Here is a 22883-nt window from a genome sequence, read left to right as displayed (position 1 = left end):
ACGCTCGCAACCGTCAAGTGTCCCACAGCCGCCGGGGACTTGCCGTACGGACGGGCGCCGGAGCGAACGGATTTGACGGCGGCGAAACACAATCGGGATGATAGCGGCCTCCCCATACCTGAACGGATGGTGCGGCAATGACTGCAGCCCTCGACGGCCTCACCGCGTTTGACGGGCTCCGTGCCCGGCACTGGCACACCGAACTGCGCGCGGACGGCGTGCTGGTGCTCTCCTTCGACCGCGAAGGCGCGCCGGTCAACACCTTCGCCCAGGACGTGCTGATCGAACTCGACGGCCTGCTCGAACGGCTGGCGCTGGACCCGCCCAAGGGCCTGGTGCTGCGCTCGGCCAAGAGCACCGGCTTCATCGCCGGCGCGGACATCAAGGAATTCCAGTCCTTCGACCAGAAGGGCACGGTCGGCGACGCCATCCGCCGCGGCCAGCAGGTGTTCCAGCGCCTGGCCGAACTGCCCTGCCCCACGGTCGCGGCGATCCACGGCTTCTGCATGGGCGGCGGCACCGAAATCGCCTTGGCCTGCCGCTACCGCGTCGCCAGCAGCGACGGCTCGACCCGGATCGGCCTGCCCGAGGTCAAGCTCGGCATCTACCCGGGCTGGGGCGGCAGCGTGCGCCTGCCGCGCCTGGTCGGCGCGCCGGCCGCGTTCGACCTGATGCTGACCGGCCGCAGCCTGTCGGCGACGGCGGCGCGCGCGATCGGCCTGGTCGACAAGATCGCCGAGCCGGCGGTGCTGGTCGACACCGCCGCCGGCATCGCCTTGAGCGGCGCCCAGCGTCCGTTCAAGCAGCGCTTCACCGCCTGGGCCAGCAACACCTGGCCGGCGCGCAAGATCCTCGCGCCGATGCTGGTCAAGCAGGTCGCGCGCAAGGCACGCAAGGAACACTACCCTGCGCCGTACGCGCTGATCTCGACCTGGGAGCGCACCGGCGGCGGCGTGCAAGCGCTGCTGGCCGGCGAACGCAAGTCGGTGGTCAAGCTGGCCTCGACTCCGACCGCGCGCAACCTGATCCGGGTGTTCTTCCTGCAGGAACGGCTCAAGGGCCAGGGCGGCAAGGACCATCGCATCAAGCACGTGCACGTGGTCGGCGCCGGCGTGATGGGCGGCGACATCGCCGCCTGGTCGGCCTACAAGGGCTTCGAAGTCACCCTGGCCGACCGCGAGCAGCGTTTCATCGACGGCGCGCTGGAACGCGCCCAGACCCTGTTCGCCAAGAAGGTCAAGGACGACGGCAAGCGCGCCGCGGTCGCCGCGCGCCTGCGCAGCGATCTGGCCGGCGACGGCGCCGACGCGGCCGACCTGGTGATCGAGGCCATCATCGAGAAGCCCGAGGCCAAGCGCGAGCTGTACGCGCAGGTCGAGCCGCGGCTGAAGGCCGACGCGCTGCTGACCACCAACACCTCGTCGATTCCGCTCGACGAACTGCGCGGGCACATCCGCCGCCCGGCCCAGTTCGGCGGCCTGCACTACTTCAACCCGGTCGCGCTGATGCCGCTGGTGGAGATCATCCGCCACGATGCGATGGCGCCGGAGACCGAGCAGCGCCTGGCGGCGTTCTGCAAGGCGATCGACAAGCTGCCGGTGCCGGTCGCCGGCAGCCCGGGCTTCCTGGTCAACCGGGTGCTGTTCCCGTACATGCTCGAAGCCGGCACCGCCTTCGCCGAAGGCATCCCGGGGCCGGCGATCGACAAGGCCGCGCTCAAATTCGGCATGCCGATGGGCCCGATCGAACTGATCGACACCGTCGGCCTGGACGTCGCCGCCGGCGTCGGCGCCGAGCTGGCGCCGTTCCTGGGCCTGGAAGTGCCGGCCGCGCTGAGCAACGTCGAGCCGGGCAAGCGCGGCAAGAAGGACGGCCAGGGCCTGTACAAGTGGGAGAACGGCCGCGCGCAGAAGCCGGAGCTGGCCAAGGACTACAAGGCGCCGAACGATCTGGAAGACCGCCTGATCCTGCCGCTGATCAACGAAGCGGTGGCCTGCCTGCACGACGGCGTGGTCGCCGACCCCGACCTGCTCGATGCCGGCGTGATCTTCGGCACCGGCTTCGCCCCGTTCCGCGGCGGCCCGATCCAGTACGTACGCGAAACCGGCGTCGACAACGTCCTGGCGCGCCTACAACAGCTGCAGGCCCGCTACGGCCTGCGCTTCGCCCCGCGCCAGGGCTGGGATTCGCCGCTGCTGCGCAAGTAAAGCGCGCAACGCCGCAAGCAACGAAGAGCCGCGCGAATGCGCGGCTTTTTTGTTGTTGCCGTTGCCGTAAAGAGCTTGGCGCCGCATCGATCTTGCGAGAACGCCCTCAAGCCGCGGAGGGCGGCCTGCAGGGAGGCGGGCTGTGCGGAGCAGCCCCGCGCACGCTTCGTCCCGTAGTGGCTTTTGATCCGAAACCGCCATGGCGTTTTCTTTGGTTACTTTTGACCAAAGGAAACCCAGTAGGACGTTGTCGCCTTGGACAAAGAAAGTGATCCGGCCGCTTGCGGACGGAAGCTCGGCTTTGAAGCTTTGAAGCTCCACGGTCCTTCGAACGACAGACGCCGCGAGACCGCAAGAACGCGGTCGCGGCTTGCGCCGCTCCTACAGGCGGCATAGGACAAAGACGCGGCGAGAGCGATGGATGGCGGTCGCGGCTTGCGCCGCTCCTACCCTGGGCGGAGGCCCCGGCAATGCCGCAGCGACGCAGCCGCAGTCACATCGTGTGGGTGGGTCGCTCGGCGTGGAGGGTGCCGGCCAGCAGCGCCTCGATCTTGCCCTTGACCGCATCGCCTTCAGCCGTCTCGGCGAACTGCACCCCGATGCCCGCCGTACGATGCCCCTGCGCGCCGGTCGGCGTGACCCACACCACCTTGCCGGCCACCGGCATGCGCTCGCCCGATTCGGGCAGGGTCAGCAACAAGAACACCTCGTCGCCGATGAAGTAACGCTTGGGCGTGGCGACGAAGATGCCGCCGAACTTGAGAAACGGCATGTAGGCGCTGTACAGCGCCGCCTTGTCCTTGATCGTCAGCGACAGGATGCCCTGCCGCGCTGCCCCTGCCGGTGCGTTCATGCCCTGCTTCCTCCTGCGGCGCGGCGCGTCTCGTCGGCGCGCCAGGCCATCAACAATTCGGTAACGGCCAGATCGGCGCGCACCGTGGTCCGCAACAGATCGCGGGTCCGGTTGGCGCGATCGAACCAGGCAGCAAGACTGCGCGCGCGGCCCGGGTCGGTCAAGCCGGCGGCGGCTTCGGCCAGCGCGATGTCCGACGCGTGTCGCAGACGCAGCGCGGCATGCTCGTCGCCGACCCAGCGTTGCGCGACTTCCGGTGCCGAGGTTTCGCCGCGGCCGAGCTTGGCCAGATCGGCGGCGACTTCGCGGCGCAGCTTCAGTCCGTCGCCGGTCAGCCATTCCTGGGCCAGGCCGGGATGCCCGCGCGCGGCGTCGAACGCCTCGCGCGCGGCCGCTTCGGCATGGCCTTGCGCGCGCAGCCAGGCCAAGGCCTCGTCGTGCGGCGGCAGGCGGAACTCCAGGCGCTGGCAGCGGCTGCGGATGGTCGCCGGCAGGCGTGCAGGATGCGAGCTGACCAACCACAGATACCGCCCCGGCACCGGCTCTTCCAAGGTCTTGAGCAAGGCGTTGCAGGCGGCGGTGTTGATCGCGTCGGCCGGATCGATGATCGCGATCTGCGCGCCGCCGTACTGCGGGGTCAGCGCCAAGCGCTCGGACAGCGAGCGGATCTGCTCGATCACGATCTCGGTGCGCAGTCGGGTGCCTTCCTTGTTCGGAACGAAGCTGACGAACTGGTAGTCCGGATGGGTACCGGCGTCGAGCAGCAGGCAGCTGCGGCAACGACCGCACGGCTCGCCGTCGGCGTCGCGTTCGCGGCACAGCAGGCCGCGCGCCAGACGCTCGGCGACCGCGCGCTTGCCGAGTTGGGCCGGGCCGCAGAACAGCAGGCCGTGGCCGAGCCGGCCGGCCGCGATCGAGGCCTTGGCCTGATCGTAGATGCGGCGCTGCCAGCTCGCGAACGCCGGCGCGCTCATGCCTGCGCTCCCGCGGCGGGCGTGCGCGCGATCAGCGCGCGCAGCCGCGCCACCGCCTGTTGCGCGACCGCTTCGGCCGGCTGGCCGGCATCGATCACGGCGAAGCGCTCGGGCTCGGCGGCGGCGCGCTCGCGGTAGGCGTGACGCACGCGCTCGAAGAAATCGTTGCGCTCGCTTTCGATCCGGTCGGCGGCGCCGCGGCCGCGCGCGCGCGCCAGGCCGACGTCGACCGGCACGTCGAGCAGCAGAGTCAGCGCCGGCCTCAGGCCGACCACGCGCCGTTCCAGTTCGGCGATGAAGTGCAGGTCCAGGCCGCGGCCGGCGCCCTGGTAGGCATAGCTGGCGTCGGTGAAACGGTCGCTGATCACCCAGCGGCCGCGGGCCAGCGCCGGCGCGATGGTCGCGCGCACGTGCTGGGCGCGCGCGGCGAAGGCCAGCAGCAGCTCGGTCTCCGGCGCGGCGGGCTCGTGATGGGTGTCGAGCATCAGGCCGCGGATCTGCTCGGCCAATGGCGTGCCGCCGGGCTCGCGGGTGTAGACCGCATCGATGCCGGCGTCTTCGAACGCGCCGCGCAACGCGGCGAGCACGGTCGACTTGCCGGCGCCCTCGCCGCCCTCCAGGGTGACGAAGCGCGCGCCGGTGCGCAGCGGTGCGCTCATCGGCGCGCTCCGTTCGCGGGCGGCGCGTCCGCCGGCGCGGCAGGCGCCGCGGCCGTGTCCGACTCGGCCTCCTCCAGCACCGCCTTGCCCTCTTCCGGCTGGCTATGGGTGCGCTGCTGGCGGTAGCGCTGCAGGTACAGGCGCACGTTGGCCTGGTGCTGGGCATAGGTCGCCGCGAACAGGCTGCGGCCGGTGCCGTCGCCGGCCGCGACGAAGAACAGCGCGTCGCCCGGCGCCGGATTGGCCGCGGCCTTGAGCGCCGCCAGGCCCGGCATCGCGATCGGCGTCGGCGGCAGACCGGTACGGGTGTAGGTGTTGTACGGCGTGTCGGTCTGCAAGTCGCGCTTGCGGATGTTGCCGTCGTAGTTCGCGCCCAGGCCGTAGATCACGGTCGGATCGGTCTCCAGCTTCATGCCGAGCTTGAGCCGGCGTTCGAACAGGCCGGCGATCTGCGGGCGTTCGGCGGCCAGGCCGGTTTCCTTCTCCACGATCGAGGCCATGATCAGCAACTCGGCCGGGCTCTTCAGCACGCTGTCGCGGTCGCGGCCTTCCCACGCCGCCTGCACCGCGCGGTCCATCGCCTGATGGGCGCGCTTGAGCACGTCCAGGTCGCTGTCGCCGCCGGTGTAGAGATAGGTTTCGGGCAGGAAGCGGCCTTCCGGATGCTGTCCGGGGCGGCCGATCGCTTTCATCAGCGCCGCGTCGTCCAGTTGCGCCGCTTCCTGCTTGAGCGGCGTGGCGCGGGCCAGCGCCGCGCGCAGCTCGCGCATGTTCCAGCCGTCGACGATGGTGAAGCGGTGACTGACCACCTTGCCGTCGCGCATCGCGGTCAACAACTGGCGCGGGGTGGTGCCGGGCTCGAGCGCATACTCGCCGACCTGCAACCGGCCGGCCGCACCGAGTTGCCTGGCCAGTGCGCGCCATTCCAGCGCCTCGCCCTGCTCGACCCCGGCCGCGCGCAGCTTGCGCACCACCGCCGGCAACGAATCGCCGCGTTCCACGCGCAGGCTCTCGCCCTTCTCCAGGCCGCTCATCGGCGCATCGGCGAAATGCTGGTAGCGCTGCCACAGCCAGGCGCCGCCCGCGGCGAGCGCGGCCAGCAGCAGCACGATCACGATCAGACAGCCGCAGCCGCGTTTGCCAGTCTTACCCACGACACCTCCAAGCCTACGATCCGAGCCGCCGCGCGCCGGCGCGGACCGCGTCCGCGGGGCGGAGGCTCAGTCGTCGACCGGAACGGCGGGATGGGCTGCGCCGAGCCGGCGCCGCGCTCCGGCAGGCCGGAGGCGGCGCGCGAAACCGCTCGTCGAGCCGCGCCTGCGGCAGGATACCGCGCGCGGCGCGGCGGATGAAAATCGCCGCGAAACGGCCGGCGCCGGATCGCGGCACCGTGCGCAGGCCCGGCCTGCGGTACGGATGCCGGGCACCGCAGCGGCGCCCGACATGGCGCGGCCGGCCGCCGCCGGCGGCGCAAGGCCCCGCACGCAGCGCGGGGCGCGGACTTCAGATGCGCTTGAACACCAGGGTGCCGTTGGTGCCGCCGAAGCCGAAGCCGTTGGACACGGCGACGTCGACCTTGGCCTCGCGGGCGACATTGGGCACGTAGTCGAGGTCGCAGCCCTCGCCCGGCTCGTCGAGGTTGATGGTCGGCGGAATGATGCCGTGGTACAGGGCGAGCACCGAGAAGATCGCCTCGGCGCCGCCGGCCGCGCCAAGCAGGTGCCCGGTCATCGACTTGGTCGAGCTGACCATGGTCTTGTAGGCGTGATCGCCCAGCGCGCGCTTGATCGCCAGGGTCTCGGCGAGATCGCCGAGCGGGGTCGAAGTGCCGTGCGCGTTGAGATAGCCGACCTGGTCCGGGTTGATGCCGGCGTCGGCGAACGCCGCCGCCATGCAGCGCGCCGGGCCTTCGCCGTTCTCGCTCGGCGCGGTCATGTGGAACGCGTCCGAACTGGCGCCGAAGCCGGCCAGCTCGCAGTAGATGCGCGCGCCGCGCGCCTTGGCGCGTTCGTACTCTTCCAGCACCAGGATGCCGGCGCCGTCGCCGAGGACGAAGCCGTCGCGCTCCTTGTCCCACGGCCGCGAGGCGCGGGTCGGGTCGTCGTTGCGGGTCGACATCGCCTTCATCGAGCAGAAGCCGCCGACCGAGGTCGGCGAGGAGCCGCGCTCGGCGCCGCCGGCGACCATCACGTCGGCGTCGCCGTACTGGATCATGCGCATCGCCGTGCCGATCGAATGGTTCGAGGTCGCGCAGGCCGACACGGCGGAGAAATTCGGGCCCTTGATGCCGGTCAGCAGCGAGACCTGGCCGGGCAGCATGTTGATGATCGTGCTGGGCACGTAGAACGGCGAGATCTTGCGCGGGCCGCCCTCGTGGTACTTGATGGTCTGCTCTTCGATGCCGAGCAGGCCGCCGATGCCCGAACCGATCAGCGCGCCGATGCGCTCGGCGTTGGAGTCGTCGACGGTGATGCCGGCGTCTTCCAGCGCCATCAGCGAGGCGGCGACGCCGTAATGGATGAACTCCTCCATCTTCTTGGCGTCTTTCGGGTTCACCCAGCGGGTGATGTCGAAATCGCGCACTTCGCCGGCGATGCGGGTGGTGAACAGGGCCGGATCGAAATGGGTGATCGGGCCGATGCCGGAGCGGCCGTTGACGATGCCGTCCCAGCTGCTGACGACGTCGTTGCCGAGCGGGGAGACGAGGCCGAGGCCGGTGACGACCACGCGGCGGTTGAAGGAACGGTTGGACATGCAACGCTACCTCTGCTGGATCCGTCTGCGGACGCTACGCCGGCGTATCGACCGGCCTGAAAAGCACGGGGCCGCAATGCGGCCCCGAGTTGTCGCTGTATGGCATGGCATGCCGTCCGCGAGCCGCCGAGGCGCATCGCGGACGAGCGGGCGCATTACGACTTGACGTGCGCCTTGACGTAGTCGATCGCCTGCTGCACCGAGGTGATCTTCTCGGCCTCTTCGTCCGGAATCTCGCACTCGAACTCTTCTTCGAGCGCCATCACCAGCTCGACCGTGTCGAGCGAATCCGCGCCGAGGTCGTCGACGAACGAAGCGTTGTTGGTGACTTCCTCTTCCTTGACGCCAAGCTGTTCGACCACGATCTTCTTGACGCGTTCTTCGATGCTGCTCATGGATGCTGCTCCTCCCGTGAGGGGTTTTTCGACGGAATAGTCTAATGGAATCGGAGGGTTTCGCGAGGGCCGCGGGCCTTTCGACGAAACCCCTTTGGGTTCAATCGCTTACAGCCTACGCCAAAGGCTCAGGGCATGTACATGCCGCCGTTGACGTGCAGCGTTTCGCCGGTGATGTAGCCGGCCCCGGGGCCGGCCAGGAACGCCACCGCGCGGGCGATGTCGGCCGGGTCGCCGAAGCGGCCCAGCGCGATCTGGTCGAACATGGCCTTCTTCGCGTCCTCGGGCAGGTCGCGGGTCATGTCGGTGTCGATGAATCCGGGGGCGACCACGTTCACGGTGATGCCGCGGCTGCCGATCTCGCGCGCCATCGACTTGCTGAAGGCGATCACCCCGGCCTTGGCCGCGGCGTAGTTGGCCTGGCCCGGGTTGCCGGTCACGCCGACCACCGAAGCGATGTTGATGATCCGGCCCTTGCGCGCCTTCATCATCGCGCGCATCACCGCCTTGCTGGTGCGGTAGACGCTGCTGAGGTTGGTGTCGAGGATGGCTTGCCAGTCCTCGTCCTTCATCCGCATCAACAGGTTGTCGCGAGTGATGCCGGCGTTGTTGACCAGGATCGAGATCGGGCCGACGGTCTTGGCGACCTCGTCGATCAGGGCCTCCACCGACGCCGGGTCGGCGACGTCGAGGACCCGGCCGTGGCCGCCGTGCGCGGCCAGGCGGGCGGCGATGGCCTGCGCGCCGGCTTCGCTGGTCGCGGTGCCGACGACGGTCGCGCCCTGGGCGGCGAGCTCGTCGGCGATGGCCGCGCCGATGCCGCGGCTGGCGCCGGTAACCAGCGCGATTTCGCCCGAAAGCGGGGTCGTGCTCATGCGTGTTTCACTCCGTAAGGGCTGCTGGCTCGTGGGGGCCGCACCGCGTCCCGGTCGGGACAGCCGCGGCGTCCCGCCCGAGCGAGGCGGCCTGGCCGCGCGTGCATGCGGCCAAGCCTACACAGGCTGGGGTCGGGATTTCAGTAGCGCAAGGGTCGCAGGTGCGCGGCGGTCCGGATTCAGCGCCAGTCCGCCAACGCGGATTCGAAATCCGCCGGCGTGCCGATCGCGCGGCCGTCGATGGCCTTGTCGATGCGCTTGATCAGGCCGGCAAGCACCTTGCCGGGACCGCATTCGGCGATGCGCTGCGCGCCGCGTGCGGACAGGGCCTGCACGCAGCCGGTCCAGCGCACCGGCAGATAAAGCTGACGCACCAGGGCATCGCGGATCGCGTCCAGGCCGTCCTCGACCTGCGCATCCACGTTCTGCACCACCGGGATCGAGGGTTCGCGCCAGTCCAGCCCGGCCATGGCTTCGGCCAGGCGGTTGGCGGCATCGCGCATCAGCGGCGTATGCGAGGGCACGCTCACCGCGAGCTTGACCGCCTTGCGCACGCCGGCCTCGGCGAGCCGGGTCAGCGCCTTGTCGACCGCGCCGGCATGACCGCCGATGACGATCTGGCCCGGCGAGTTGTAATTGGCCGGCACCACCACTTCAGCGCCGGATACGGCCGCGCAGATCTCCTCGACCAACGCGTCCTCGGCGCCGAGCACGGCGGCCATCGCGCCGACGCCGGCCGGGGCCGCGTCCTGCATCAGTTGCCCGCGCAGGCGCACCAGATGGGCGCCGTCGCGCAGCGACAGCGCCCCGGACGCAACCAGCGCACTGTATTCGCCCAGGCTGTGGCCGGCCAGCGACGCCGGCTGCGCCCCGCCCTGCGCCCGCCACAGGCGCCACACCGCCACGCCCGCGGCCAGCAGCGCCGGCTGGGTGAACTCGGTGCGATTGAGCTGCTCTTCCGGGCCGCCCTGGCTCAGCGCCCACAGATCGACGCCGGCGCCGTCGCTGGCTTCGGCGAAGGTTTCGCGAACCTGCGGATGCAGTTCGGACAGCTCGGCCAGCATGCCCAGCGACTGCGAGCCCTGGCCCGGGAAGACGAAAGAAAGGCGCTGATCGGTCACGCGTGCCGTCACATCGAAAGGATGGCGAATCATACGGGCGAACGGTTGCGAACGTCTGTACCGGTCGGTACGGCGTCACGCGGCGTCGCAAACCGCGGCGATCCGGCGCGAAACCTCGCAGCGGCGCGGCACCGAACGAGTTCGCCGGTCATGCGGGCTCCGCTCGATCGAGCGCCCCGGGCTTTGCCTGATCGGGTCAAAATCGCCCGGGCACGTCCCGGACGCGCCGAAACCTCGCGATGGATACGACGGCACACCCCCCCCTTTCACCAGGCATTCGCGCATCCAAAACCGGACGATGCCAACAGTCTCGGCAAGGGCCGCCGATTCCACGCCGAAGCCGAGGATCGAAGCCGAAACCGCCGCGCCGGTTCATGACCGCGGCCCGAGCCCTTCCGGCCAAGAAACGCCGCGAGAACACAGCGCCGCGGTCGCGGCTTGCGCCGCTCCTACCCCCAAGCGCCGATTCCTAGCATTGCTGTTGCTGTTGCTGTTGCTGTTGCTGTGAATAGCTTGGCGCCGCAGCGATCTCGCGAGAACGCCCTGACGCCCCGCAGGGCGGCGGGCCGTGGGCAGCCAGGTCAGGGAAGGCCCGTGCGGAGCAGCTCTGCGCAAGCCAGGTCCCATAGTGGCTTTTGATCCGAAACGGCCATGGCGTTTTCTTTGGTTACTTTCTTTGTCGCCTTGGACAAAGAAAGTGACCCGGCCGCTTGCGGACGGAAGCTTTGCTTGGAGGCTTTGTGGCTTTGAAGCTTCACAAGCTTTCGAACGACAAACGCCGCGAGGTCGCAAGAGCGCGGTCGCGGCTTACGCCGCTCCTACAGGGGCCCAGGACAAAGACGCGGCGAGCGGGAGAGAGGGCGGTCGCGGCTTGCGCCGCTCCTACCCCGGCGACGGTTTCAGGCTTCGATCGATGACGAAGGCATTGATCGCTCTGCGCGTCCCGTGGCCGCGGCTTGCGCCGCTCCTACCCGCGAGGGTTTCGGGCTTCGATCGATAGCGAAGGCGTTGGCTTATCTGCGCGTCCTGGCGTCGCGGCTTACGCCGCCCCTGCACAAATACGCAAGCTCAAAGACGCGAAAGGCCGGCTCGCGACGAATCGCGGCCGGCCTCGGCGATGGCGATAACGGCAACAGGGATCAGTAGCGCAGCAGCGCCGAGCCCCAGGTGAAACCGCCGCCGAACGCTTCCAGCAACAGCAACTGGCCTCGCTGGACCTTGCCCGAACGCACCGCCTCGTCCAGCGCCAACGGCACCGAACCCGAAGAGGTGTTGCCGTGCCGGTCGACGGTCACGATCACGCGGTCCATCGGCATGTCCAGGCGCTTGGCCGTGGCCTCGATGATGCGCAGGTTGGCCTGGTGCGGAATCAGCCAGTCGATCTCATGACGGTCCAGGCCGTTGGCTTCCAGGGTCTCTTCGACCACCGAGTCCAGCGCCTTGACCGCATGCTTGAACACTTCGTTGCCGGTCATCAGCACGCGCACGCCGGCATTATGCTCTTCCGGCTTGAAGCCGGCCGAGACGCCGACCGGGTTCCACAGCAGCTCCTTCTTGCCGCCGTCGGCGTGCAGATGGGTGCTGAGGATGCCGGTCTCGCGGTCGGCCTTGAGCACGACCGCGCCGGCGCCGTCGCCGAACAGCACGCAGGTGCCGCGGTCGTTCCAGTCCAGCATCCGGGTCAGGGTTTCCGAGCCCACCACCAGCACGGTCTTGGCCGCGCCAGAACGGATGAACTTGTCGGCCACGGTCAGCGCGTAGACGAAACCCGAGCAGGCCGCGTTGACGTCGAACGCCGGGCAGCCGTCGGCGCCCAGGCGGTGCTGCAGCAGGCAGGCGCTGGACGGGAAAATCAGGTCGGGGGTGGTCGTGCCGAGCACGATCAGGTCGATCTCGCTCGCGGCCACGCCGGCGGCTTCGAGCGCACGCACCGAAGCGTGGTAAGCGAGGTCGACGGTGGTCTCGCCCTCGGCCGCGATATGGCGCTCGCGAATGCCGGTGCGGGTCGCGATCCATTCGTCGCTGGTATCGACCAACTTGGCCAGGTCGGCGTTGGTCAACACCTTTTCCGGCAGGTAGCTGCCGGTACCCGCGATGCGGGCGTAAATCCGATCTGTCATCACCACTCCGCGGCGTTGCCGTGTAGGGGCCCGCTCAGGCTCCGCACGCCGCGATGCAGCGTCGTCGCCGGACGCAGGCCGCCGAAGTCATCAGTGCCACAAACGCAGGCCGCCAGCATGAGCTGGCGGTGGAACGGTGCCGCGACGGCCGCAGGTCTGAGTTCGGACGCGCCGCCGCGGGCGACGGAGCGGATCGGCGCCGGCACGGGGATGCGCTCCCCGCGGCCGGCCCAGATCGGCGGCGACGCGCGCCGGAAGCCGGGCGCACGTCGCGGCGCGAACGAAGATTATTCTTCGTCGACGATGCGGGTCTTGGTCTCGATGACCTTCTTGCCGCGGTAGTAGCCGTCGGCGGTCACGTGATGGCGGATGTGGGTCTCGCCGGTGGTCGGGTCGGTGGCCAGCTGCTTGCTGGTCAGCGCGTCGTGGGCGCGGCGCTGGCCGCGACGGGACGGGGTAACGCGGGACTTCTGAACAGCCATGGTCTTGCTCCGGAAAAGCGGTGGAAACCTGAGGTGGATAGCGTAGCCCGATTCGCAGGAACGGCTTGCTGCTTCGCCTGCAGGTCGGAATGGAACGAAAAGGGTGAAACCGGTCTTGCGTCAGTTCTTCTTCAGCGAGGACAGCACCGAGAACGGGTTGGCCGCGTCCTGTTCGGCCTGCGGGGCCTCCCATTCGCGTTCGACCGCCTCGCTGCCGGGCGCCATCGGCACCACCGGAACGGCGAGGATCAGTTCGTCCTCGACCAGCTCCACGGGCCGCAGCATGCCGTCGTCCGGCATCAGCAGCGGCTCGTAGCCCGGCGGCAACGCGGCTTCGTCGGCCTCGTCGCGGATCAGCCCCAGCCGCTGCACGATCTGCACCGGCAACAGGAACCGTTCCAGCGAGCGCTGGCACAACAGCGGCAACTGCGCGTCGATCTTGAGCTCGACGTAGGGCACCTGCAGCGCGTCGCTGTCGAAATCCAGCGAGAAGCTGACTTCGCCTTCGGCGTCGACCAGGCTGTCGCGCAGCCGGGTCATGTCCGACAACGGCACACGGCCTTCCACGCCGCGCCGGGCCGCCACCAGGCGCCAGGCATCGAGGACGTCGGGCACCCGCCCAGATGGCACATCGGCTGACATAAGCCGCGGAATGGTAGAGACCCCGCCCCCCGCTGTCAAACCGTAAGCCCCGGCCGGCGCTGGGGATTTGCCGCCGCCCCCGGCGCGCGTGCAGACTTTCCGGCCTCCTGCCGAGCGAAGCCGCCGCCTTGATCCTCATCCTGCTGCTGACCCTGGTCGTGCTGGGGGCCCTGGCCGCGGCCGTCCTCGCCCTGTACGGGCCGATGCGGCGCCAGCGCGCGGTGCGCGAACTGCTCGACGCCGCCGACGCCCTAGAAGCCCAGTTGCGCACGGCCCGGGCCGAGATCGAGGCGGTCGCCGGCGACGAGGGCCGCGACCCGGTCGGCGACGCGATGCGGGAAATGCTGCGCCAGCGCCTGTGGCTGCGCGAATACGGGCGCCGCGCCAGCCTGTCCCAGCTGGCCGAAGTGCGCAGCTCGATCGATGCCGCGCGCGGCCGGATCGAGCAACAGCTGAACAAGATCGAGCGTGCGCGTCTGCCGACCGGCTGAGACGCCGTTTTTGCACGACGTCTCAATAGAGTTAGAGATCGCCTATGCCTTCCCCTCTGATCCTGGCCTCGACCTCGATCTACCGTCGTGAGCTGCTCGGCCGGCTCGGACTGGCCTTCGACACCGCCCGCCCGCACACCGACGAGACCCCGCGGCCGGGCGAGACCCCGGCCGCCCTCGCCGCCCGCCTGGCGACGGCCAAGGCCGGCGCGGTCGCGGCCCAGCAGCCGCAGGCCTGGGTGATCGGCTCGGACCAGGTGGCCGAATTCGACGGCCGCCCGATCGGCAAGCCCGGTGGCCGCGACGGCGCCCTGGCTCAGTTGCAGGCCATGTCCGGGCGCGAGGTGCGGTTCCTGACCGGGCTGTGCGTGCTGCGCCACGGTCAGGCGCCGTTGACCGCGCTGGACGTCACCACCGTCCGCTTTCGCGAACTGAACGCGGCCGAGATCGCCCGCTATGTCGATGCTGAGCAGCCTTACGACTGCGCCGGCAGTTTCAAGTCCGAAGGCCTGGGCATCGCCTTGTTCGAGGCGATCGAGTCCAGCGACCCGACCGCATTGATCGGCCTGCCGCTGATCGCGACCGCGCGCCTGCTGCGCCAGGCCGGCTACGCCCTGCCCTGACCCGGCACGCTCGCGAAGCGCATGCGCTCAGCGCGGCGCCAGCTCGATCGGCTGTTCGGCCCAGTCTTCGATGCTGCCGTCGCGGCCATGCAAGCGCAGGCCCAGCCAATGCCGCCCCGGCGCCTGCGCATCCAGCCGCACCCGCGCGGCGAAGCCGACCCGCGGATGCTGCGGATCGTTGCTGATCCGCCAGAACCCGCGCACGCCCGGCAACTCGCGTCCGTACTGCGCCTGTGCGACCGGCTTGCCGTCGAGCAAGACCTCGACCCGGGCCAGGCCGATGCCGTCCTTGAACGCCCAGCCGGCGACTTCGAATTCGCGCCCGACCCGCGCCCCGGCGAGCGGCGCATCGACCCAGGCCATCGCCGGCGTCGTGCATGGGCCTTGGCGCGCGCGGCCGTCCAGGGCGAACAGCAGGAAACGCTGGCGGCCGTGATCGACATTCAGCGCCTGCGGCGGCGGCAAGGGGCCCAGCATCGCGCACAGATCGTGATAGCGCTGCAACAGATGCTTGTATTCGACCTCGGTCGCGCCGACCACCAGCAGCGCCGGCCCGGCGACGGTATCGATGCGGCGGTCGCGCTCCAGCCTCCATAGCCGCAACTGCGGCGCGCGCCCGTGCTTGTGGTTGATCGGATGGTCCAGCACTTCGATCCGCGCATCGCCCAGGGCGAAGCCGAGTTCGGCGCCGATCTTGAAGTTGTCCGCCAACACCCGCGTGCCCGGCGGCAATTCGCGCAGGCGCCTCTGCACGCGCCCGGCCAGTTCGTCCCACCCGGCGAAATTCGACGGATACCACTTCTCGCCTGCGCTCCGCGCGCGCAGCGACGGCACCGACACCGCGACGTAATAGCCCAGCACCGCCAGCACCGCCGCGCCGGCCAGCGCGGCGGCGAGTCCGCGCGCCCAGCGCGGCCAAGCCGCAAGCACGCCCGGCAACAGCGGCAGCAAGGCCAGATAGCCGGGCAGCGGCCAATGGAAGCTGACCCGCTCGGTATCGGCGAAGAAACCCAGGACGAAGAAACCGAGCACGATCAGCGCGCCGGACAGAGCGAAATAACGCGCCGCCGGATTCGCCGCGCGTGCGCCGCGCCAGGCGCCCAAGGCCAGCGCGGCGAACAACGGCGGCGTGACCAGCAGCGCCTGCACGACGACGAACCACAAACCGTCGATGTGGAACGCCCACGGATGCCGATCGACCAGTTGAAAGCGCAGACCGGCGTCGGCGTTGTCCATGTTCCAGGCCACCAGCGGCGCCCAGGCCGAGGCGCCGATCGCCGCGGCGACCAGCACGCGCACGTCGCGCAGCGCGCGCCGGCCTTGCGGCAGGCACAGCAGCGCCACGCCGCCGACCGCGATCACCGCGATGAAGCGGTAGTGGCTGAGTGCGCCCAGAGCGAGGCCGGCGGCCAGCTCCACCGCGGCGCGCGCATCGACCTCGCGCAGCAGGCGCGCGCCGGCGTCCAGGCACAGCAAGGTCGCCAACGCCATCATCGCGTCCGGCAGCGCGAGCAGGCCGAGCGTGCCCGCCAACGGCAGCAGCAGACCGAAACAACCGGCGACCCAGCCGGCGCGCGCGCCGAATTCGCGCGCGGTCATGCGCACCAACAGCAGCGGCACCAATGCGGCGATCGCCAGGAACGGCAAGCGCAAGGCCCAGGCCTGCGCGCCGCCGAGTTCGACCCCGAGCCGGGTCAGCCAGGCGGTGAGCCCGGGCAGGTCCGAATACGCCGCCGCCGGATGCTGCCCTTCCTGCCAGTAGAACGCTTCGTCGACGAACAAGGGCAGGCGCGCGGCCACCGCGGCCTTGAGCGCCAGCAGCGACAGCCACAGCATCCAGAATCCGCGCGCGGCGCCGCCCGTGTCCTGCTTTGGTTCCCGCATCGGCACTCGACCTCGCTACACTTCGGAAGGGGTTGGATCTGTCGCGCCGGGCGCGCGGCCGAATCGTCGCATGCGGCCGGTCGCACGCTCCTCACGCGCGACCGATCCGGCAAAGTCCGCGCGGCAGCGTCCGCTCGGCAATCTCCGCGCGAACCTCGGCAGGGCGCGCGCGGGCTTTATCGATGTCTTTTTTTTATTGATGTCCGTTCCAGAACATCCGCACGCGGCCATGCGATGGCTGCACCGGCCGCGACCGCGCGCGATGATGCGCGAGAGCGGCGCAACGCGATCGCGCGCGCGGCGACGCGACGATACCGAAACAGGAACCGAGCACGATGACGGCAGGCAAGACCACGACGGCGAACCCGACGTCGGCGCAACGCGAGACCATCCTACCCGATGCCCTGCGCAGCGCCCTGGAACAGGCCCAGGCGCAGGTCAATTCGCTGGTGCTGGGCAAGGCGCAGGCGGTGCGGCTGGCCTTCGTCGCGCTGTTGTCCGACGGCCACCTGCTCATCGAAGACCTGCCCGGCCTGGGCAAGACCACGCTCGCCCACGCGCTGGCGGCGACCCTGGGGCTGGAGTTCCAGCGCGTGCAGTTCACCTCCGACCTGCTGCCGGCCGACGTGGTCGGCGTATCGGTGTTCGACCCGCAATCGCGCCAGTTCCAGTTCCACCCCGGACCGGTGTTCACCCAGGTCCTGCTGGCCGACGAGATCAACCGCGCCCCGCCGCGCACCCAGAGCGCGCTGCTGGAGGCGATGGCCGAACACCAGGTCACCGTCGACGGGCGCACGCATGCCCTGCCCGACCCGTTCTTCGTCATCGCCACCCAGAATCCGGTCGACCTGTCGGGCACCTATCCCTTGCCGGACTCGCAGCTCGATCGCTTCCTGCTGCGCCTGCACCTGGGCTATCCCGACGAAGCGGCCGAACGCGACCTGCTGGCGGGCGCCGACCGGCGCAATCTGATCGCCCAGACCCGGCCGTTGCTGAGCGCCGAGGACGTGCTGGCGATCCGTCGCGCGGTCGACGCGGTCTATGCCAGCGAGAGCCTGATCGGCTACGTCCAGGCCTTGCTCGCGCGCAGCCGCAAGCACCCCGGCGTGCGGGTCGGCCTGTCGCCGCGCGCCGGCCTGGCGCTGCTGCGCGCGGCGCGCGCCTACGCGCTGCTGCTGGGCCGTTCGCACGTGGTGCCCGAGGACGTGCAGGCGCTGTTCGCCGCGGTCGCCTCGCACCGCCTGGTGGCCGAAGCCGATGCCGGCCCCGACGTGGCCAAATCGATCCTCTACGCCGTGGCGGTGGATTGAGTCCGAACCGCATGGCCCAGGCTGGAACGACCACCGCCACCGCGCGCGGACGCCTGAGCGAATGGCGCCGGCGCCTGCTGGCGTTGACCCGGCCGCGCCGTCGCGAAGCCCTGCCGGCACGCTTCGACCGCCGCCGCATCTATGTGCTGCCGACCGGTTTCGGTGCGTTCTACGGTGCCTTGCTGGCGACGATGCTGCTGGGCGCGCTCAACTACAACAACAACCCGGCCCTGCTGCTGGCGCTGCTGCTGGCCGGCGCCGGCCTGGCCAGCCTGATCGCCGCGCAGCTGCAACTGTCGGGGCTGAGCATCGTCGCGATCGACGCCGAACCGGTACCGGCCGGCCAGCCGATGACGGTGCGGGTGCATGCGCGGGCCAAGCCCGACCGCGCCCGGCGCGGCCTACGCGTGGACGACGACGGCGCGCTCGGCACCGGCGTCGCCTCGCTCGATCTGGACCAGGGCGCCGGCGAAGCGGCGCTGCGGCTGACCACCGAACGGCGCGGCTGGCTCGAACTGCCGCGGCTGCGGGTGTGGACCACCCGCCCGCTGGGCCTGGCGCGGGCCTGGGCCCTGGTCTGGCCGCAGGCGCCGCTGCTGGTCTATCCGACGCCGGAACCGCACGGCCCGCCGCTGCCCACCGGCGGCGGCGACCAGGCCGTGACCCGGCTGCATCCGGCCGGCGACGACGTGCATCACCTGCGCGCCTATCGCCCCGGCGACGCCCGCCGCACCATCGCGTGGAAGCATTCGGCGCGACGCGACATCCTGCTGGTGCGCGAGTACGAACAGCCGCTCGGCGGCGACGTCGAACTGGAATGGCAGCACTTGAACGGGCTGGACCAGGAAGCGCGCATTTCGCGGCTGGCGCGCTGGGTCGACGAAGCCGAGCGCGACGGTTGCCGCTATCGGCTGAGCCTGCCCCACCAACCCGCGCTGGGCCCGGGCAGCGGCCACGCCCACCGCCACGCCTGCCTGCGCGCCCTGGCGTTGATGCCGCATGGCTGAACTCCGTCTTCCCTTCGCCGCAGGCAGGCGCGCCGGCGACGACGCGCGGGCACCGGAAGGGCTGCCGCCGTCGGCGCGGCGCGCGACCCTGCTCGCCGGCGCCAGCTGCCTGTTGCCCTTGCTGCTGCAACTGCCGCCGAGCATCGCCGCGCTGATCACCGCGGTCGGCGTCGGCATCGGCTTGTTGTCCTGGCGCCGGCCGTTGCCCAGCGCGCTGCGCTTGTTGCTGGTGCTGGGCTTGGTCGGCGCGGTGCTGGTGCTGGCCGGCTTTTCGCTCGGGCGCGATACCGGCTGCGCCCTGCTCGCGGCGATGTTCGCGCTCAAGCCGTCGGAAACCTACACCCTGCGCGACGCGCGCAGCCTGATCGGCTTCGCCCTGTTCGGCCCGTTCGCGACCTTCCTGCTCGACCAGGGCCCCTGGTCGCTGGTGCTCGGCCTGGCCGCGGTGGTGCTGGCCTTGGCGACCCTGCAGCGCCTGGCCGAGTACGAATCGCGCCCCGACCCCGCGCGCGCCGCCGAACCGGCCCTGTCGCCCGGACAGCGCCTGCTTTCGATCGGCCGCCTGATCGCGATCGGTCTGCCGCTGGCTCTGGCGGTGTTCTGGCTGTTCCCGCGCCTGAGCTCGCCGCTGTGGGGCATCCCCGACCGCGCCCTGGCCCGGCCCGGCCTGTCCGACAGCATGCGCCCCGGCGAGATGGTCGAGCTGCTCAACGACGAAACCGTCACCCTGCGCGCGCGCTTCCGCGGCGCCGCGCCGCCGACCTCGCAGATGTACTGGCGCGGGCCGGTGCTCTGGAACTTCGACGGCCGCGAGTGGACCCGTTCGCGCTGGATCCAGGGCCTGCCGGCCGCGCCGATGCGCGCGGCAGGCAACGGTTGGGACTACGAGCTGGAAGTCGAGCCGACCGACACCCGCGATTTCGTCGCCCTGGACCTGCCGCGCGCGGCGCCGCCCGGTGCGCGGCTGACCCTGGACCACAATCTCTATACGCGGCGACCGCTCAGCACATTAACCCGCTGGCAACTGCACTCGGCGCCGCCGGCCAGCTACGAACCGCAGCTGCGCGACACCTTGCGGCGCATGGCCCTGTCCCTGCCCGAGGGCTACAACCCACGCACCCTGGCCTTGGCGCAGCGTTGGCGCGCCGAGGCCGGCGCCGACGATGCGGCGATCGTGCGCCGGGCGATGGCGATGATCCGCGGCGAATTCGCCTACACCCTGGCCACGCCCCTGCTCGGCCGGCATTCGGTCGACGAGTTCCTGTTCGACCACAAGGCCGGCTACTGCGAGCACTTCAGTTCGGCCTTCGTGGTGCTGATGCGCGGCGCCGGCGTGCCGGCGCGGGTGGTCACCGGCTATGCCGGCGGTTACTACAACCCGGTCGGCAACTACTGGCTGGTGCGCCGTTCCGACGCCCACGCCTGGGCCGAGGTGTGGTTGCGCGGGCGCGGCTGGGTGCGGGTCGACCCGACCGCGGCGGTCGCGCCGGAGCGTATCTACGACACCCTGGCCGACCGGCAGCCGGGCGCCGGCGGACTGTTCGGCGGCATCGCCGCGGCGACGCCCTTGTTCAACCTCAGCGATTGGCTGCGCCGCGGCTGGAACGATTTCGTGCTCGGCTTCGACGCCAGCCGCCAGCAGCGCATGCTGCAACCCTTCGGCGTCGACCGGCTGGACAACCACAAGCTGGTGCTGCTGTTCGTGCTGTTCGCCAGCGTGGCCGGGATCTGGATGGTCTGGCTCAGCAGCCGGGGCGAACGCGAGCGCGACCCGGTGGTGCGGGCCTGGCGGGCCCTGGGCCGACGCTACCGCCGGCTGGGCCTGGAGCGCCAACCGCACGAGCCGGCCCTGGCCTGGGCCGGGCGGGTGGCCCAGGCGCGGCCGGACCTGGGCGAAAGCTTGCTCCGGCTCAGCCAACATTTCAGCGATTGGCGCTACGCTGGTAATGGACCCGGGCGGCGCGAGGCCCGAGCACTGCGCAACGAACTGGTTCGGGCCTTACGCGCGCATCGGCCCGGCCCTTCTGGAGAACGACGATGAAGCTGCGTCTTGCCGTAATCGCTGTCGGAGTCGCGCTGCTCGGCGGCTGCGCCACCCAGCCCAAACCGCTACAGGGGGCGTTCTCGCCCATCACCCCGGCCGACGCCGCGGCCAGCGACAGCACCGGCGCGGTCGTGCGCTGGGGCGGCCGCATCGTCGATGTCGAGCCGCAGGCCAACCGCACCTGCTTCGAAATGATCTCGACCCGACTCGGCGACTCGGGCCGGCCGTATTGGGCCAGCGACGACGTCGGCGGCCGCTTCCTGGCCTGCCGCGCCGGCTTCTACGACCCGGCGCTGTTCGAGAAGAACCGCGAAGTGACCTTCACCGGCCGCATCGCCGGCTACGAGTCGCGGCGCATCGGCGGCTACGAGTACCGCTTTCCGCAGCTCGACGCCGACGTGGTCTATCTGTGGCCGGTGCGCGAACGGGTGGACGTGATCGAACGCCCGGCGCCGTGGCCGTGGTGGGGTTGGTGGTGAGCCGCGAGCGTCGCCGGTAGCCCGCGGCGGTAACGACGAAGGCGCCTGGCGGCGCCTTCGTTCGTTTTGGGGTGGGTTCGCCGAGCACCGGCCGTGTCGCGCAACGGCAAGGGCGAATCCCCCTGCCCTCCCTTTTCAACGCAGGGAACGGCAAGGGCCACGGCGATGCGGATCGGGAACCGAACGCCCTCTCGCCGCAGGCTCGACGCCGGGCGATTCAGCGCGGGGTGCCGAAGCGGCCGAGCTGATCGCCGGCGAGCAGATGCAGGTGCAGCTGGAACACGGTCTGGCCGCCGTGGCCGTTGCAGTTCATGACGATCCGGTAGCCGTCCTCGGCGAAGCCCTCGCGTTGCGCATACTGCGCCGCCGCGTGGACGAGCTTGCCGACGAGCGCGGCCTGATCGGCCTGCAGGTCGTTGAGGGTGGCGATCGGCGTCTTCGGCACGAACAGCACGTGCACCGGCGCCTGCGGCGCGATGTCGCGGAACGCGATCAGATCGCCGTCTTCGTAAACGATGTCGGCCGGCAGCTCGCGCCGGATGATCTTGCCGAAGATGGTGGTGTCGGTCATTGGGGGCCGGGATTGAGGATTGGAGATTCGGGATTGGTAAAAACCGGAGCGTGGCTACGGTACACCGAATTCGGTCCCGCCCGTCCGACCGCTTTTGCCAATCCCGAATCCCGAATCCCCAATCCCGATCCCAGCAACCACCTACATCTCGCTCCGGCTGCCGAACGCATGCGACAGAGTGCCGCGGTCGACGTACTCGAGTTCGCCGCCGAGCGGGACGCCGTGGGCGAGGCGGCTGGGGCGCACACCGTGCTGGCGCGCGAGTTGGGCCAGGTAGTGGGCGGTGGCTTCGCCTTCGACGGTCGGGTTGGTGGCGACGATCAGTTCCTGCACTTCGCCCTCGGCCAGGCGCGCGGCCAGCGCGTCCAGGCCCAGTTCGCGCGGGCCGATGCCGTCGAGCGGGCTCAGCCGGCCCTGCAGGATGAAGTACAGGCCGCGGTAGCCGGTGGCCTGCTCGATCGCCAGCCGGTCGGCCGGCGATTCCACCGCGCACAGCAGGTGCGCGTCGCGCGCAGCGCTGGCGCAGGTCGGGCAGACCTCGCTCTCGCTGAAGTCGCGGCAACGCACGCAGTGGCCGATCTTCTCGATCGCTTCGGCCAGGGCCTGCGACAGGCGCTGGCCGCCGGCGCGCTCGCGTTCGAGCACGTGGTAGGCCATGCGCTGGGCCGACTTCTGCCCCACCCCGGGCAGCACCCGGAACGCGTCGATCAGTTGTTCGAGCAGGCTGCTGCTCATGCGCGCCGGCGTCCGCTCATTCGCTGACGGTGAAGCTGCTGCGCGCGACCGGCTCGCGGTTCATCGCCCGCACCACGTTGAGGCAGACGATGGCCCCGAGCAACGGCAACAGCCAGACCAGGGCCGACTGCAGGCCCTTCTGCGCGCCGGTCAGATCCGGCTCGCGCCAGATCGCCCAGGTCGTGTAGACGTCCAGGCCTAGCAAGCCCGCAGCGACTACCGCAGCGGTGGCGCCGATATGCAGGTTCATCCGCGCGCGCCGCTCAGAACGGCAGCTTCATGCCCGGCGGCATCGGCATGCCGGCGGTGGCGGCCGACATCTTGGCCTGCGACTCGACGTTGATCTTGTTGACCGCATCGTTGAAGGCGGCGGCGATCAGGTCCTCGACCATTTCCTGGTCGGACAGCACGCTCGGGTCGATGCGCACCTTGCGGCAGTCCATGCGGCCGGTCAGGGTCACGCTGACCATGCCGCCGCCGGCGCTGCCGGTGACCTCGATCTTGGCCAGTTCTTCCTGGGCGCGCTGCACGTTTTCCTGCATCCGCTGCGCCTGTTGCATGAGTTGGGCGATGTTGCCGCGCATGGTGGTCCTGCCTTGTGGTCGTGTTGGAGATCGTATTCGGGATCGGAGCCGTCCGGCCCGGACGGCGGCGACG

At 70.3% G+C, this 22883-nt stretch carries 23 protein-coding genes; 7 read left to right on the top strand and 16 right to left on the bottom strand.

Going from position 1 to position 22883, the window contains the following annotated elements; all coding sequences use genetic code 11:
- Window positions 1–137 precede the first annotated feature (137 nt).
- On the top strand, window positions 138–2207 hold the full coding sequence (locus V2J18_RS08120; protein WP_336131512.1) for a 3-hydroxyacyl-CoA dehydrogenase NAD-binding domain-containing protein: 2070 nt from the start codon (window positions 138–140) through the stop codon (window positions 2205–2207).
- A gap of 493 nt (window positions 2208–2700) precedes the next feature.
- Here V2J18_RS08120 and V2J18_RS08115 read toward each other — a convergent pair whose 3' ends face one another.
- The 11 genes from V2J18_RS08115 to V2J18_RS08065 form a co-directional block, all read right to left on the bottom strand.
- Window positions 2701–3060 (bottom strand): PilZ domain-containing protein, encoded by a 360-nt coding sequence (locus V2J18_RS08115; RefSeq protein WP_064748727.1) that lies wholly within the window; start codon window positions 3058–3060, stop codon window positions 2701–2703.
- Window positions 3057–4034 carry a DNA polymerase III subunit delta' gene (locus V2J18_RS08110; protein ID WP_064748728.1) on the bottom strand — a complete coding sequence of 326 codons (978 nt, stop codon included), beginning with the start codon at window positions 4032–4034 and terminating at the stop codon, window positions 3057–3059. The genes V2J18_RS08115 and V2J18_RS08110 overlap by 4 nt, the downstream gene beginning before the upstream one ends.
- Window positions 4031–4693 (bottom strand): dTMP kinase, encoded by a 663-nt coding sequence (tmk, locus tag V2J18_RS08105; RefSeq protein ID WP_336131511.1) that lies wholly within the window; start codon window positions 4691–4693, stop codon window positions 4031–4033. Before tmk ends, V2J18_RS08110 begins: the two co-directional genes overlap by 4 nt.
- The gene (mltG, locus tag V2J18_RS08100; protein WP_336131510.1) at window positions 4690–5847 is read right to left on the bottom strand and encodes an endolytic transglycosylase MltG; all 1158 of its coding nucleotides are present in this window, start codon (window positions 5845–5847) and stop codon (window positions 4690–4692) included. The genes tmk and mltG overlap by 4 nt, the downstream gene beginning before the upstream one ends.
- Window positions 5848–6196: 349 nt before the next feature.
- The gene (fabF, locus tag V2J18_RS08095; protein ID WP_064748738.1) at window positions 6197–7447 is read right to left on the bottom strand and encodes a beta-ketoacyl-ACP synthase II; all 1251 of its coding nucleotides are present in this window, start codon (window positions 7445–7447) and stop codon (window positions 6197–6199) included.
- 155 nt (window positions 7448–7602) lie between these two features.
- Window positions 7603–7842 (bottom strand): acyl carrier protein, encoded by a 240-nt coding sequence (gene acpP, locus V2J18_RS08090; RefSeq protein ID WP_031373652.1) that lies wholly within the window; start codon window positions 7840–7842, stop codon window positions 7603–7605.
- Window positions 7843–7970: 128 nt separating this feature from the next.
- Window positions 7971–8717 (bottom strand): 3-oxoacyl-ACP reductase FabG, encoded by a 747-nt coding sequence (gene fabG, locus V2J18_RS08085; protein WP_064748739.1) that lies wholly within the window; start codon window positions 8715–8717, stop codon window positions 7971–7973.
- Between the two features lie 179 nt (window positions 8718–8896).
- Complete coding sequence (gene fabD, locus V2J18_RS08080) at window positions 8897–9871, bottom strand: ACP S-malonyltransferase (RefSeq protein WP_425605970.1); 975 nt, start codon at window positions 9869–9871, stop codon at window positions 8897–8899.
- A gap of 1106 nt (window positions 9872–10977) precedes the next feature.
- Window positions 10978–11958 (bottom strand): beta-ketoacyl-ACP synthase III, encoded by a 981-nt coding sequence (locus V2J18_RS08075; protein ID WP_064748740.1) that lies wholly within the window; start codon window positions 11956–11958, stop codon window positions 10978–10980.
- Between the two features lie 287 nt (window positions 11959–12245).
- Entirely contained in the window at window positions 12246–12440 is a 195-nt protein-coding gene (gene rpmF / locus V2J18_RS08070; protein WP_064748741.1) for a 50S ribosomal protein L32, read from the bottom strand.
- 120 nt (window positions 12441–12560) lie between these two features.
- Window positions 12561–13082 carry a YceD family protein gene (locus tag V2J18_RS08065; RefSeq protein WP_064748742.1) on the bottom strand — a complete coding sequence of 174 codons (522 nt, stop codon included), beginning with the start codon at window positions 13080–13082 and terminating at the stop codon, window positions 12561–12563.
- 128 nt (window positions 13083–13210) lie between these two features.
- Between V2J18_RS08065 and V2J18_RS08060 the strand changes: the two genes are divergently transcribed.
- Together V2J18_RS08060 and V2J18_RS08055 are read left to right on the top strand one after the other, a co-directional pair.
- Window positions 13211–13573, top strand: a complete 363-nt coding sequence (locus V2J18_RS08060; protein ID WP_064748743.1) for a hypothetical protein — start codon at window positions 13211–13213, stop codon at window positions 13571–13573.
- Between the two features lie 44 nt (window positions 13574–13617).
- Window positions 13618–14196, top strand: coding sequence for a Maf family protein (locus V2J18_RS08055; protein ID WP_064748744.1), 579 nt, complete (start codon window positions 13618–13620; stop codon window positions 14194–14196).
- 27 nt (window positions 14197–14223) lie between these two features.
- Here V2J18_RS08055 and V2J18_RS08050 read toward each other — a convergent pair whose 3' ends face one another.
- A complete protein-coding gene (locus V2J18_RS08050) occupies window positions 14224–16080 on the bottom strand; it encodes an ArnT family glycosyltransferase (protein ID WP_425605969.1) in 1857 nt (618 codons plus the stop codon).
- 335 nt (window positions 16081–16415) lie between these two features.
- Here V2J18_RS08050 and V2J18_RS08045 point away from each other — a divergent pair, with 335 nt between their 5' ends.
- The 4 genes from V2J18_RS08045 to V2J18_RS08030 are packed head-to-tail and all read left to right on the top strand — an operon-like array spanning window position 16416 to window position 20920.
- Window positions 16416–17390 (top strand): AAA family ATPase, encoded by a 975-nt coding sequence (locus V2J18_RS08045; protein WP_336131509.1) that lies wholly within the window; start codon window positions 16416–16418, stop codon window positions 17388–17390.
- Window positions 17391–17401: 11 nt separating this feature from the next.
- Entirely contained in the window at window positions 17402–18397 is a 996-nt protein-coding gene (locus V2J18_RS08040; RefSeq protein ID WP_336131508.1) for a DUF58 domain-containing protein, read from the top strand.
- Entirely contained in the window at window positions 18390–20438 is a 2049-nt protein-coding gene (locus V2J18_RS08035) for a transglutaminase TgpA family protein (protein WP_336131507.1), read from the top strand. Before V2J18_RS08040 ends, V2J18_RS08035 begins: the two co-directional genes overlap by 8 nt.
- A complete protein-coding gene (locus V2J18_RS08030; RefSeq protein ID WP_064748748.1) occupies window positions 20435–20920 on the top strand; it encodes a Slp family lipoprotein in 486 nt (161 codons plus the stop codon). Before V2J18_RS08035 ends, V2J18_RS08030 begins: the two co-directional genes overlap by 4 nt.
- Window positions 20921–21137: 217 nt before the next feature.
- Here the strand turns inward: V2J18_RS08030 and V2J18_RS08025 are convergent, their stop codons facing one another.
- From V2J18_RS08025 to V2J18_RS08010, 4 genes are all read right to left on the bottom strand, one after another.
- Window positions 21138–21491, bottom strand: a complete 354-nt coding sequence (locus V2J18_RS08025) for a histidine triad nucleotide-binding protein (protein WP_064748749.1) — start codon at window positions 21489–21491, stop codon at window positions 21138–21140.
- Window positions 21492–21632: 141 nt separating this feature from the next.
- On the bottom strand, window positions 21633–22226 hold the full coding sequence (gene recR, locus V2J18_RS08020; RefSeq protein WP_064748750.1) for a recombination mediator RecR: 594 nt from the start codon (window positions 22224–22226) through the stop codon (window positions 21633–21635).
- Window positions 22227–22242: 16 nt separating this feature from the next.
- Window positions 22243–22476 carry a hypothetical protein gene (locus tag V2J18_RS08015; RefSeq protein WP_336131506.1) on the bottom strand — a complete coding sequence of 78 codons (234 nt, stop codon included), beginning with the start codon at window positions 22474–22476 and terminating at the stop codon, window positions 22243–22245.
- A gap of 13 nt (window positions 22477–22489) precedes the next feature.
- Window positions 22490–22810, bottom strand: coding sequence for a YbaB/EbfC family nucleoid-associated protein (locus tag V2J18_RS08010; protein ID WP_064748752.1), 321 nt, complete (start codon window positions 22808–22810; stop codon window positions 22490–22492).
- Between the last annotated feature and the right edge of the window lie 73 nt (window positions 22811–22883).

The organism is Lysobacter firmicutimachus (assembly GCF_037027445.1).
In the GTDB taxonomy this organism is placed as follows: domain Bacteria; phylum Pseudomonadota; class Gammaproteobacteria; order Xanthomonadales; family Xanthomonadaceae; genus Lysobacter; species Lysobacter firmicutimachus.
This window is presented reverse-complemented; position numbering and strand designations above follow the sequence as displayed.

Excerpts from the sequence above, each read along its gene's own strand:
- V2J18_RS08120 (WP_336131512.1), top strand. The coding sequence starts at position 138 with ATGACTGCAGCCCTCGACGGCCTCACCGCGTTTGACGGGCTCCGTGCC.
- V2J18_RS08115 (WP_064748727.1), bottom strand. The coding sequence starts at position 3,060 with ATGAACGCACCGGCAGGGGCAGCGCGGCAGGGCATCCTGTCGCTGACG.
- V2J18_RS08110 (WP_064748728.1), bottom strand. The coding sequence starts at position 4,034 with ATGAGCGCGCCGGCGTTCGCGAGCTGGCAGCGCCGCATCTACGATCAG.
- tmk (WP_336131511.1), bottom strand. The coding sequence starts at position 4,693 with ATGAGCGCACCGCTGCGCACCGGCGCGCGCTTCGTCACCCTGGAGGGC.
- fabF (WP_064748738.1), bottom strand. The coding sequence starts at position 7,447 with ATGTCCAACCGTTCCTTCAACCGCCGCGTGGTCGTCACCGGCCTCGGC.
- acpP (WP_031373652.1), bottom strand. The coding sequence starts at position 7,842 with ATGAGCAGCATCGAAGAACGCGTCAAGAAGATCGTGGTCGAACAGCTT.
- fabG (WP_064748739.1), bottom strand. The coding sequence starts at position 8,717 with ATGAGCACGACCCCGCTTTCGGGCGAAATCGCGCTGGTTACCGGCGCC.
- fabD (WP_425605970.1), bottom strand. The coding sequence starts at position 9,871 with ATGATTCGCCATCCTTTCGATGTGACGGCACGCGTGACCGATCAGCGC.
- V2J18_RS08075 (WP_064748740.1), bottom strand. The coding sequence starts at position 11,958 with ATGACAGATCGGATTTACGCCCGCATCGCGGGTACCGGCAGCTACCTG.
- rpmF (WP_064748741.1), bottom strand. The coding sequence starts at position 12,440 with ATGGCTGTTCAGAAGTCCCGCGTTACCCCGTCCCGTCGCGGCCAGCGC.
- V2J18_RS08065 (WP_064748742.1), bottom strand. The coding sequence starts at position 13,082 with ATGTCAGCCGATGTGCCATCTGGGCGGGTGCCCGACGTCCTCGATGCC.
- V2J18_RS08055 (WP_064748744.1), top strand. The coding sequence starts at position 13,618 with ATGCCTTCCCCTCTGATCCTGGCCTCGACCTCGATCTACCGTCGTGAG.
- V2J18_RS08050 (WP_425605969.1), bottom strand. The coding sequence starts at position 16,080 with ATGCGGGAACCAAAGCAGGACACGGGCGGCGCCGCGCGCGGATTCTGG.
- V2J18_RS08045 (WP_336131509.1), top strand. The coding sequence starts at position 16,416 with ATGACGGCAGGCAAGACCACGACGGCGAACCCGACGTCGGCGCAACGC.
- V2J18_RS08040 (WP_336131508.1), top strand. The coding sequence starts at position 17,402 with ATGGCCCAGGCTGGAACGACCACCGCCACCGCGCGCGGACGCCTGAGC.
- V2J18_RS08035 (WP_336131507.1), top strand. The coding sequence starts at position 18,390 with ATGGCTGAACTCCGTCTTCCCTTCGCCGCAGGCAGGCGCGCCGGCGAC.
- V2J18_RS08030 (WP_064748748.1), top strand. The coding sequence starts at position 20,435 with ATGAAGCTGCGTCTTGCCGTAATCGCTGTCGGAGTCGCGCTGCTCGGC.
- V2J18_RS08025 (WP_064748749.1), bottom strand. The coding sequence starts at position 21,491 with ATGACCGACACCACCATCTTCGGCAAGATCATCCGGCGCGAGCTGCCG.
- recR (WP_064748750.1), bottom strand. The coding sequence starts at position 22,226 with ATGAGCAGCAGCCTGCTCGAACAACTGATCGACGCGTTCCGGGTGCTG.
- V2J18_RS08015 (WP_336131506.1), bottom strand. The coding sequence starts at position 22,476 with ATGAACCTGCATATCGGCGCCACCGCTGCGGTAGTCGCTGCGGGCTTG.
- V2J18_RS08010 (WP_064748752.1), bottom strand. The coding sequence starts at position 22,810 with ATGCGCGGCAACATCGCCCAACTCATGCAACAGGCGCAGCGGATGCAG.